Below are 12544 nucleotides of genomic sequence, written 5' to 3'. Positions count from 1 at the left end.
ACATTTGAGCACCTATTCTTAAACATTTGCATACCTGCCAAATTTTAATAGTCACTTACCTTTAGCTTATCAATAACCAAATATTTAGGTAAACGCGAAGTGCGATTTACAATAAGCTTTATGAGAACAATTTCTACCATTTTAAGTACAACAGTATTTTTATTTGCTATCCCTGTTTTTTGCTCTGCACAAAATATCCATTACAAAAAAATAGATAATGGAATAATTGTATACCCAATTAACAATAATTCGAGTATTGGAAAACAAATTAAGCTAAATGTAATATCTGATAAAATAATCCATGCCGTAATTACATCAGCCGATGATTTTTCGCTTGAACCAAGTTTAATGGTTATACCTGTTAAATCTAAGCCCGAATATACCGTTTCAGAAGCTGGCGATTATATACAGCTCAAAACTCATGCACTTATTGCAAAGGTTAATATAACAACTGGCCAAATTCAATATCAGGATATTAACGGAAAAAATATTCTTGAAGAGAAGCAGAATGCATCAAGATTATTTAAAGCTGTATCTAATGATGGTGAAGCAAGCTATCAGATTGAACAGATTTTTAATTCTCCAGAAGAGGAAGCAATTTATGGTTTGGGCCAACATCAAGATGATATGATGAACTATAAAGGTAAACAGGTCTTATTACTTCAAAACAATACTGATGTTGCAATTCCATTCTTATTAAGCAATAAAAATTATGGTATTCTTTGGGATAATTATTCGATTACCAAAGTTGGCGATATCAGAGATTATCAGCCACTTTCAAGTTTGGGTTTATTTTCTAAAGAAGGAGAAAGGGGTTGGTTAACAGCTAGTTATTCGAATAAGAAAACAGGCGAGATAGTTGTTAAGAGAGCAGAATCGGATATTGACTATTCTTTTTTAAGCGATATGAAAAAATTCCCCGACAGTTTTAAAATGGCGGATGGAATTGTAAAATGGGAAGGTAAAATTTCTTCCGGATATTCTGGTCTTCAACATTTCAATGTTAAATATGCCGGCTACATAAAAATTTGGATTAATGGCGAAATGCTTGTCGATAAATGGAGACAAGCCTGGAATCCTGGTTCGGCAGTTGTGGAAACGGAAATGTTGAAAGATAAAAAATACGACTTAAAAATAGAATGGATTCCTGATGGTAATGAATCCTACCTATCCATCAAGTGTTTAACGCCAATACCTCAGGCGGACAAGAATCAGTACGCTTTTTCATCCGAATCGGGCAATGAAATTAACTATTATTTTGTATCAGGCGCAAATGCTGACGAGGTAATCAGCGGTTACAGAACGCTTACCGGTAAAGCCGTTTTAATGCCGAAATGGGCAATGGGTTTTTGGCAAAGCAGAGAAAGGTACAAAACTCAGGAAGAACTTTTGGGCGTGGTTAAAGAATTCAGGGATCGTAAAATCCCATTAGATAATATTGTTCTTGATTGGCAATACTGGAAACCGGATAGCTGGGGTACACATGAATTTGATAAAAGTCGTTTCCCTGATGCAGATGGTATGATTAAAACCTTGCACGATACTTACCATACGCGTTTAATGATTTCGGTTTGGCCGAAATTTTACACAGGCAATTCCAATTACGAGCTGATGAACAAAAATGGCTTTTTGTATAAACGAAATATTGCCGATGGAAGAAAAGACTGGCTGGGCTACCAATCTACTTTTTACGATGCTTTTAATCCTGAAGCCCGTACCATGTTCTGGAATTTAATGAACAAAACGTTATACAAAAAAGGTATCGATGCCTGGTGGATGGATGCTACTGAACCCGATATCCACTCAAATTTGCCTATCTGGGAAAGAAAACAAAATATGACTCCAACTTATTTAGGTTCGGGAACTAAGTATTTTAATGCTTTTCCATTGCAAAATTCAAAAGGTGTTTATGAAGGGCAGCGTAAAGAAAACCCTAACGATCGCGTATTTATCTTAACCCGTTCTGCTTATGGTGGTTTGCAGCGTTATGCAGCAGCAACCTGGAGTGGTGATATTGCATCAAGATGGGAAGACATGAAATCGCAGATTTCTGCTGGCATTAATTTTTCCTTATCAGGCTTACCTTACTGGACCATGGATATTGGTGGTTTTTCTGTAGAGCGCAGGTATGAAAAACCCAATGAAAAAGATTTGGCGGAGTGGAGAGAACTAAATACCAGATGGTATCAATTTGGTGCTTTTGTTCCTTTATTTAGAGGACATGGTCAATTTCCTTATCGCGAAATTTATAATATTGCCCCAGAAAATCATCCTGCTTATAAAAGTATTCTTTACTATAACAAATTACGCTACCGTTTAATGCCTTATATCTATTCGCTTGCTGGAGCGAGTTACCAAAAAGATTATACCATTATGCGTGGTTTGGTTATGGATTATGCAGCAGACCCAAAAGTTAATAATATTGCTGATGAATACATGTTCGGGCCATCATTGCTTATCAATCCGGTTTACAAATATGGCGTAACAACAAGAAAAGTTTATCTGCCGGAAGGTAATGGATGGTACGATTTATATACCGGAAAATATACTAAAGGTGGTCAAATGATAACTGCAAATGCACCATACAATCAAATGCCAATTTATGTTAAGGATGGTTCTATTATTCCTTATGGACCAGAAATACAATATACCGATGAGAAACCTGCCGACCCAATCACTTTATATGTTTATGGAGGAAAAGATGGAACGTTTACGCTTTATGAGGATGAGGGACTAAACTATAATTATGAAAAAGGTGCTTTTGCTACTATTCAGTTCAGTTATAATGAAGTTTCAAAATCTTTAACCATTTCAGAACGTAAAGGAGCTTACAAGGGAATGGTAAAGGATAGAACGTTTAACATCGTTTTCATAAACCCTAAAAAACCAAAGCCTTTAAATTTTAACCAAAAGCCCGATAAAACCATTCAGTATAATGGTGAACAAACAATAACCAAATTTAAATAAACAATTTATGAGACAATTATTTACAAAACTAAAAAGATGAAGAGCCTAATAAACAAAACTTGTATTGTTTACCTGTTTCTAATTTTCATTCTAACGCAAATTAGCTCCGAGGCTTATAGCCAGGTTGTTCAAAAAACTATTCGCGGAAAAGTTATAAGTGATGACAATTCAAAAGATGCTATCCCAGGGGTAAGCATTTCACTAAAATCAAAGAAAACACAGTTAGCCGTTACAGATGCGGCTGGGAATTATTCTGTTAAGGCTTCAGTTGGCGATGTATTGATATTTAGCTACGTTGGTACTCAAGCAAAGGAAGTTACTATTGGTAATCAGGATGTAATTAATATCAGTTTATCCATGTCGGTTAATAACCTTAATGATGTTGTTGTAGTTGGATATGGTACAGCCTTGCGTAAAGATTTAACAGGTTCTGTATCATCAATAAAGGCCGACGATATTGCTAAATCAGCAGCAACTACTTTCGACCAGGCGCTACAAGGTCGTGTTGCAGGAGTTGTTATTAACACCAATTCTGGTCAGCCTGGCGGTGGTATTTCTGTTCAAATCAGAGGGGTATCAACTTTAGGTGGTAATCAGGAGCCGCTGTACGTAGTTGATGGGGTGTTTTATGGCGGAGATGTAAATGGTGCAATTTATACTGGTGGTAGTCCCGGAACAAATCCGCTGGCAACCATTTCACCTTCAGATATTGAAAGCATTGATATTTTGAAAGATGCATCTGCAACTGCAATTTACGGAAGCCAGGCTAGTAATGGAGTTGTTATTGTAACCACTAAAAAAGGAAAATCAGGACCACCAAAAGTAAGTATCGACGCTTCTTATGGTATTCAGGAATTACCTAAATATTTACCTGTAATGGAATTGCCGGAATATGCCGCATTCAGAAATGTTAGAGATGTACTTAACGGTGCAGTACCTAATCCGCTGTTTGCAGATCCTTCTATTTTGGGGCAGGGAACAAACTGGCAGAAAGCCATATTTGGAACGGCTCCTGTTCAAAATTACAATCTATCCGTAAATGGAGGTGATTCAAGAACTAATTACATTTTGAATGCCGGATACCTTTCTCAGGATGGTATTGCAGTTAAATCAGATTTTAAAAGATACAATGTTAGATTAAATGTAGAAACCAAAGCCACAAGCTGGTTAAAGTTGGCTACAAACATATCTGGAAATCGCATCAATGAAAATATAAATAATCAGGATGGTAATTTGATACAATTAGCCATCAGGCAATCGCCCGATATTGCAGTGGTAAATCCTGATGGTTCTTATGGAGGCCCATCCAGTTCTTTATTTACTTTAACAAATCCATTTGCACTTACTGAAATTAATACCAATACCAGAACCAGAAGTGAGGTTTATGGTAGTGCTTATGCTGATATTACCTTCTTAAAAGATTTTGTTTTAAGAAATGAAATTGCGGTAAACTATAATTTTGGTCAGATAGAACAATTTGAACCAGCTTACCAGTTTGGACAGTTTCCTAAAACAAACAGTTTTGGCAGAAGAGGCACTACCGCTTACAACAACAATACATTTCGTACGTATTTATCTTACAATCATACTTTTGCTTCTAAATATAAATTAAATGGTACGCTTGGTCATGAATCCAGATTAAATACCAGCAGCTTTGTTGATGCAACTGCTACGGGTTATTTTCAAACCACAAACTCTGAACTTAACTTAGGCGATCCTACTAAAGCTACCTCAACAAGTGGTAAAAGCCAACAAGCTATAGATTCTTATTATGGCAGGTTTAATTTTACTTACAACGATAAATATACCTTAACATCAACCGTTAGATATGATGGTTCATCTAAATTTTCACCTGATAATAGATGGAACTTTACTTATGCATTTGCTTTAGCTTATCGTTTGAAACAAGAAAGCTTTATGAAATCTGTTGATTTCATAAGTGATCTTAAACTTCGTTTAGGTTATGGATTGGTAAACAATCAAAACATTTCTGATTACGTTTATGGAACTTCTTACAGAACAACACAAACAGCATTGGGTCTTGGTGTTTTATTGGATAACGTTCCTAATCCCGATGCAAAATGGGAAACTACAAAATCGTCTAACGTAGGTATTGATGCCAGTTTCTTTAAAGATAGATTACAATTTACTGTAGATGCATATTATAAAAATACCAATAACTTATTAAACAGTTTATCGTTACCTCTTTATTCAGGTACAACACCACAAGATCAGTTTACTGTAGCAAAATTAAATGCACCAACCAAAAATATTGGCTCTATTGTTAACAAAGGGATTGAGTTCAGCTTAAATTCGGTAAACATTAAGGGCAAAGATTTTACCTGGACAACCAATGTTACTTTATCCCGAAACTTAAACAAGGTTACCAGTCTAATTACAGAAAACACAAATTTACCTCAGTATTTAGGAACTGATATTGTTCAGCAGGTTACTGTAGGCAGATCAATCGGCGAATTTTACGGCTTCATTGCAGATGGCGTTTTTAAAGATGGTGCAGATTTAACAAATAGTGCAAGTCAAGGAACTATAGGTGTAAATGGCATTTGGGTAGGTGATATTAAGTTTAGAGATTTAAATGGTGATAAAATCATAGATAATAAAGATTTAACTTATCTGGGTTCTCCATTACCAAAATTCCAGTATGGATTTAGCAATACATTTAAGTACAAAGCATTTGACCTGACCGTATTTTTCAACGGAAATTACGGCAATAAAATCTTCAATCAATTAAAAAGAACAAACGAAGATTTGCAAAGTGGTTTTGGTTTATTGCAATCTGTTAATGATTATGCACGTATCGGTTTAAAAGATCCGAATGGAAGTGCGGCAGACATCAATAATGTTTACATTACTAATCCTAATACAACTGTACCAAGAATTTCTACATCAACTTTAAATAACAACAACAGGGTTTCTACCAGGTATATAGAAGATGGTTCATACCTCCGGTTAAAAAACCTGGTTGTGGGCTATAGTTTCCCATCTAAATTAGTTCAAAAAATAAAGCTGAGTTACTTTAGGGTTTATGGTAATGTAACCAACTTGTTTACCATTACTGACTATACAGGCTACGATCCTGAAGTTGGTTCACGTTTCCAAAATGCACAATCGGCAGGCGTTGATAACGGAAGATACCCTTCTTCAAGAACATACACATTTGGTATTTATGCCGGTTTTTAACATTAATACTTATAGAGATGAAAAATAAAATATATTTCACAATAGCCCTGATGATTGGCATAAGCTCATTTTTCGGGTGTAAAAAAGATTTTCTGGATAGAACACCACAGGATAAAGTTACGCTGGAAAGTTTTTTTAAATCGGAAGGCGATTTGCGTCTTGCTACAGGTGCACTTTACGGAACTCCATGGTTCGATTTTAACGATAAGTCTGTTTTAGTTTTAGGCGATGCCATGTCAGGTAACTTATCCAGAACAAACTTTGTAGCGTATTCTACTTTTGCAGTTAATAATTCTGATGCCAGAATAAACGAAGCCTGGCGCTCACTTTACAAAATTATTGCCTATTGCAATTTGAATATTATCTACATCAATCAAAATACAGATGCTTCAGTAAGTTCGGTAGCCAAAAATAATGCCATTGGCGAACTTCGGTTTTTAAGAGGAACAGCCTATTTTTATCTGGTGCAATATTTTGGTGAAATACCCATTATTACCGATAACCGTACATTGGCAGAACAACCTCAGGTTAACAAACATATTATTAAAGATGTATATCGTTTCATTATTGAGGATATGAAATTTGCAGCGCAGAATCTTCGCTCTGTTCCAGATAAGGGAAGAGTAAATAAATGGTCGGCAGAGGGTATGCTTGCCAAAATCTACTTAACTCGTTCTGGTTTGAAAGATGATGGAACTGGAACAGGTAATGGACAACGCGATGTTGCGTTATTAGACAGTGCAAAGAAATATGCTGGCGATGTATGCAATAACAGTGGGTTAAAATTATTAACAAATTATGCCGATTTGTTTAAAATAGAAAATAATAATAATGAGGAATCTTTATTTGCTTTGCAATTCATTGCAAGTCCAAATTCCTACGGTCTTGGTAATAGTACTCAGGGTTATTATGCAGCAGAAGGTAAGTTAACCAATGCTGGCGATGGTTATGGAGCTGCGAATACGCCAAGTATAGATATTTATAACAAATATGATGTAAAGGACTTACGACGCAAAGCGACTTTTATGCAAAACGGCGATTTTTATCCGGAGTTGTTAAAAAAAGATGGAGGCTATAGAGTTACTGATGAAAGACCTCATGTAAAAAAATATGTAGTAGGTACCAATGATGATAATCCAGGTCAGGTTTATTCTCTTTCAACAAGTTCTGCAGCCTACATGCTCAGACTTGCGGATGTTTACCTAATTTATGTAGAGGCAATATTAGGTAATTCAGCGACAACATCCGATCCTGAGGCCGTTAAATATTACAATTTGGTTCGTGCCAGAGCTGGGGTAGATGCCAGAGTTGCTCCAATTTCGAAAGCAAATGTTTTGGTAGACAGGCAGTTGGAGCTAGCTATTGAAGGACAATATTGGTTCGATTTGTTAAGAGAACACGATATCAATCCATCGCAAACAATAGCCAAAATTGCGGCTCAGAATCGAGGTAGGTTAACATTTAACTCGGCAACAAACGTACGGGTTAATGAAGACCAGTTTTCTACTCCGACTGATGCTTCCTTTAAACTTCCATACCCTTTGGCCGATGTTTCAACAAATCCTTTGTTAAGTCAGCCAGCTGTACCATATTATAAATAACCGTTAATTTAATTTTAAATTAAATCATAATGAAAAAGCTTATAAAAAGCAGATTTAGCTTAACCCTTCTGTTATTGATGGTGGTTTTAGCCTTGCAAACTGCTTGCAAAAAAACAAATAATGAGCAACCTCCTGTAATCACAAAACTAAGGGCAATCACTCCGGCTCCCAACGACTCTACATTAACAAAAGTAGGTTCTGGGCAAAATGTTGTTATTCAGGGATCCAATTTAAAAACAGTTTCGGCAGTTTATTTTAGTGGTTTTCCAGCAACATTTAATTCAGCTTTGGTAGGTGATGATAATTTTGTAGTAACCGTGCCTTCAATTTTATTTTCAAGCATACCAAAAGGTCAGGAAAACACCATCAGGTTGGTAACCAAATTTGGCGAAACCAGTTTTACCTTTCCAATATCTCCACCACCACCTGTGGTTTCTTCAGTTAGCAATGAATATACTTTACCAGGCCAAACCATTACTTTATATGGCCAATATTTATATTTAATTACCAATATAACTTTTCCTGGCGGTGCCGATGGAACTAATATTGTGTCTAAATCCGATGGAACTTCTTGTACCGTAACTGTCCCTTCATCAGCAACCTCGGGCGATATTATTGTTAAAACACAAGGTGGTTCTACTGCCTATAGTTCTTATAATGATAAGGTTACAGGCATGTTGTGCAATTTCGACGACATAAACAGTTACAGTTACGGCGCAAGTGTTATAAGTGACCAAACTTTATATCCGGGTGCAACAGGTAAATATGCAAGAATGTTTACAGGCGCAATATCTGCTTTTAATTATGCTTGGTATGATCCAAACCGTTCTATTAATTTAAACGATGTTCAATGGGTGCCGCAGGCCAATCTTGCAGATCCGGTTTCAAGTTATGTGTTAAAATTCGAAATTTCGGTTAAAGAACCTTGGGGTGGTGGTGGATTGATGATTCGTCGTAGCGAAGGATCATGGCTTTATTTGGCACGCTATGAGCCTTGGAAAGCAATAGCACCTGTTCCGTTTAAATCTGATACCTGGTATACCGTTACCATTCCATTAACTCAATTCAAAACCAAAACCAGTAATGGTGAAGGAACGGGTACATCAGCACCAACGTTAAATGATTTGATTAAAACTGCAACTACAGTAAATAATACAGGTAAAGGCCCGCTTGTTTTCATGTACATAAACGATACCGCCACGCCAGTAACTACGAAGTTTGATGTAGCGATTGATAACATCAGAATTGTTAGAGCTAGAAGATAGTATTCTTATTGGTAGCAGACGTTTATATACGTCTGCTCCAATTTTATCAAATTCAATCATTCCGCAAAATGAAAATTGTAAACAATAAGAATACAGGCAGATGGATGCTTTTGGTTTGTTTAGCTTTTACAGCCTGTAAAAAAAGTCCTATAGCTCCAATTCCGGAAATACCACAGGTAAATCCACCAGGTACAGTTACCATTATTCCACCTAAAGATGTAAGCACTGCAACAACTGTAGGCTTTTTTTTGGATAATTGGGAAGGTAAAAGTTTTGCTGCTCCAGGTTTTGTTGATGTAGCTAAACCAACAGCATCAGCTGGTGTAACCATAAATGCTGATTATAGTGAAACGATAGGTAAAGTTTCTAAATATCTTTTCGGAAACAATACAAACCCATACATTGGTCAGTTAGCTAATGAATCAGTACTGATTAATCATGTAAAAAACCTTTATCCGAATATTATCCGTTTTCCTGGTGGGAATATTTCGAGTGTTTTTTTCTTTAATAGCAGCCCCGGACAGAAACCTTCAGATGCACCTGATATGCTTTATAACCAATCTGGCGCTCCCGTAAATGCAGGTTATTGGTATGGTAAAAATACAGCAAGCTGGACATTTTCTGTTGATAACTATTATAGCTTTTTGCAACAAACAAACAGTACAGGGATTATATCTGTAAATTATAGTTATGCCCGTTACGGTACAAGCGCACATCCCGATCAGGCAGCCGCACACTTAGCAGCAGATTGGGTTCGTTTTGATAAAGGCAAAACTAAATACTGGGAAATAGGTAATGAAGATGCCGGACCATGGCAGGCGGGCTACAAAATAAATACAGCTAACAATAAAGATGGTCAGCCTGAAATTATTAATGGCGCTTTATACGGAAAACACTTTAAAGTTTTTGCCGATTCAATGCGAAAGGCTGCGGCAGAATTAGGTGTAACCATTAAAATTGGTGGACAACTTATTCAGTACGATGCATCCATCGGAAATAGCAATGCCGTAGATAAAGCCTGGAATTCTGGTTTTTTATCTGCTTCGGGCAATACTGCCGATTTTTATATTGTTCATACCTATTACACACCTTATGCACAGAATTCATCGGCTTCAGTTATTCTAAATACTGCCGCAACAGAATCTAAAAGCATTATGGATTTTATGAAAAAGACGACGCAGGAAAATGGCGCACCTTTAAAACCAATCGCTATGACAGAGTGGAACATTTTTGCCGAAGGATCAAAGCAGCAAGTGTCTCACATCGCCGGTATGCATGCTACAATGGTTTTGGGCGAATTAATAAAAAACAACTATGGCATGGCAAGCCGATGGGATTTAGCTAATGGTTACGCTGATGGAAATGACCATGGCCTTTTTAGTTTGGGCGATGAAGGCAATGGTACCACGAAGTGGACACCCCGACCAGCATTTTACCACATGTATTATTTTCAGAAATTTTTTGGCGATAGGATGATTTCTTCAAGTGTATCCGGCTCTACAGATGTTGTGAGTTATGCTTCAGGTTTTGCATCAGGCGCTGCGGGTATTGTTGTCGTAAATAAAGGTACATCCACTCAAACCGCGAACATTAATCTTTCAAATTTTGCAGCAGGTACACGATATTATTATTATACTTTAACCGGTGGTGATGATAATGGAGAATTCTCGGCAAAGGTATTTGTTAACGACAATGGGCCAACCGGAGTTTCTGGAGGCCCAACAAATTATCAAACTCTAACAGCAAAATCTGCATCGGTTGATGGTGGAATAAAAATTGCCTTACCACCGCGTTCAGTTGTTTTCGTTGCAGTTGATAAAAAATAATATTACATGATATACAAAAAATCACCTTACATCTTTATTCTCTTATTCTCAGTTATTTTTTATCAAAATTCGTTTTGCCAAAATACTCAAGGCTTTTTTGTTAAGGGTATTAACCAAAAAGGTGTAGATATACCTGGTTCTAAAAAACATGCTATACCGTTAAACAAATCATCGATTTTTGTTAATATAAGTTATAAAGACACTTTAGGTAGGGTTTCTAAATTTTTGTATGGAAATAATGCAAATCCTTACATGACCCAAATTGTTGATCAACCTGCCTTAATGAGTCATATTAAAACACTTTCGCCAAATATCATCCGTTTTCCTGGTGGAAATTTGAGTAATGTTTATTTTTGGAATTCATCCAGGGATAAACGCCCTGTAGATGTTCCTGAAATTATTTTATATGGTGATAAAAGAGTACCCAAACCCGAGCGTTTATGGTATGGGATTAATGATAGTCCAACTTCACTCTCCTTACAAAACTATTATAAATTACTTAAGGAATCCAATAGTACAGGCATCATTTGTGTAAATTATAGCTATGCCCGATATGGAACCAGCGATAATCCTGTTCAAAAAGCCGCTCATTTGGCAGCAGATTGGGTTCGTTTCGATAAAGGAAAAACTAAATTTTGGGAAATAGGTAACGAAAATTATGGTACCTGGCAAGCAGGCTATAAAATTGATACTTCAAAAAATAAGGATAATCAGCCCGAACTGATATCCGGTAAACTTTATGGCGAACACTTAAAAGTTTTTGCCGATTCAATGCGAGCTGCCGCAAAAGAAATCAACTCCGAAATATTTATTGGTGCAGTCGTTATCGAAACAGCCAAAGAAAAATCGTGGGAAGGCGGAATTACGAAAAACTGGAATGATGGATTATTAAAATCTGCTGGTTCTTTTATTGATTATTATGTTCTGCATAGTTACTTTACGCCTTATGAGCAAAATTCATCGCCAGAAATAATTTTAAATACAGCCAAAACAGAAACCAGCAAAATGGCCAGCTATATGAAAGAATTGGCTAAGCTTTACAACCTTCCGGAGAAACCTTTGGCACTTACAGAATGGAATATTTTTGCAACGGGCTCTAAACAATCATGTTCTTTTATTAATGGAATGCATGCTGCAATTGTTTTAGGAGAATTAGCCAATTTAAAATTTGGTATGGCTAGCCGCTGGGATTTGGCAAATGGTTACTCAAAAGGTAATGATCATGGTATGTTTAATAAAGGCGATGAACCGGGTGTTCCGCTTTGGAACCCAAGACCAGTTTATTATTATATGTTTTATTTTCAGCGTTTTTTTGGCGATGAATTGCTTAAAGCCAATACAATAACAAATCCTGATATATTAACTTATGCTTCAAAATTTAATAATGGAGCAGTAGGGGTTGTCCTTGTTAATAAAGGTAATTCGAAGCAGGTGGTTGAGCTTTCCTTATCCGAATATAAGTCTTCTAAAAAATATTACCTCTACACTTTAACCGGAGGAGATGATAATGGCTCTTTCTCTCAAAAAGTCTTCGTAAACGGAGAAACTACAAAATTTACAGCTGGCGGACCAGAAAATCCATCAGCAATAAAAGCATTATCTGCTACGGTTACAGGTAATATTAAATTTGAATCTGCTCCTTTTTCAGTTCAATATCTATTAATTAAATAAGGATAAACATATA

6 protein-coding genes are annotated in these 12544 nt (G+C 36.4%); all 6 read left to right on the top strand.

All coding sequences use genetic code 11. The annotated features are described in order from the left end of the window. Positions 1–120: 120 nt before the first annotated feature. The 6 genes from IEV50_RS06505 (at position 121) to IEV50_RS06480 (ending at position 12531) form a co-directional block, all read left to right on the top strand. A complete protein-coding gene (locus IEV50_RS06505; protein WP_188412433.1) occupies positions 121–2967 on the top strand; it encodes a glycoside hydrolase family 31 protein in 2847 nt (948 codons plus the stop codon). A 36-nt stretch (positions 2968–3003) separates the two neighbouring features. Continuing rightward, positions 3004–6168 (top strand): SusC/RagA family TonB-linked outer membrane protein, encoded by a 3165-nt coding sequence (locus tag IEV50_RS06500; protein ID WP_188412432.1) that lies wholly within the window; start codon positions 3004–3006, stop codon positions 6166–6168. Between the two features lie 17 nt (positions 6169–6185). Further along, on the top strand, positions 6186–7769 hold the full coding sequence (locus IEV50_RS06495; RefSeq protein ID WP_188412431.1) for a RagB/SusD family nutrient uptake outer membrane protein: 1584 nt from the start codon (positions 6186–6188) through the stop codon (positions 7767–7769). A gap of 29 nt (positions 7770–7798) precedes the next feature. After that, the gene (locus IEV50_RS06490; protein WP_188412430.1) at positions 7799–9034 is read left to right on the top strand and encodes a glycan-binding surface protein; all 1236 of its coding nucleotides are present in this window, start codon (positions 7799–7801) and stop codon (positions 9032–9034) included. Between the two features lie 68 nt (positions 9035–9102). Next, positions 9103–10860: an alpha-L-arabinofuranosidase family protein gene (locus IEV50_RS06485; RefSeq protein ID WP_188412429.1), complete on the top strand. Its 1758-nt coding sequence runs from the start codon at positions 9103–9105 to the stop codon at positions 10858–10860. 6 nt (positions 10861–10866) lie between these two features. Next, on the top strand, positions 10867–12531 hold the full coding sequence (locus IEV50_RS06480) for an alpha-L-arabinofuranosidase (protein ID WP_188412428.1): 1665 nt from the start codon (positions 10867–10869) through the stop codon (positions 12529–12531). Positions 12532–12544: the final 13 nt, after the last annotated feature.

Source organism: Pedobacter mendelii (assembly GCF_014635725.1).
Lineage (GTDB): Bacteria > Bacteroidota > Bacteroidia > Sphingobacteriales > Sphingobacteriaceae > Pedobacter > Pedobacter mendelii.
The sequence above is the reverse complement of the archived record's forward strand: the minus strand, read 5'-3'. Positions and strand labels throughout refer to the sequence as shown.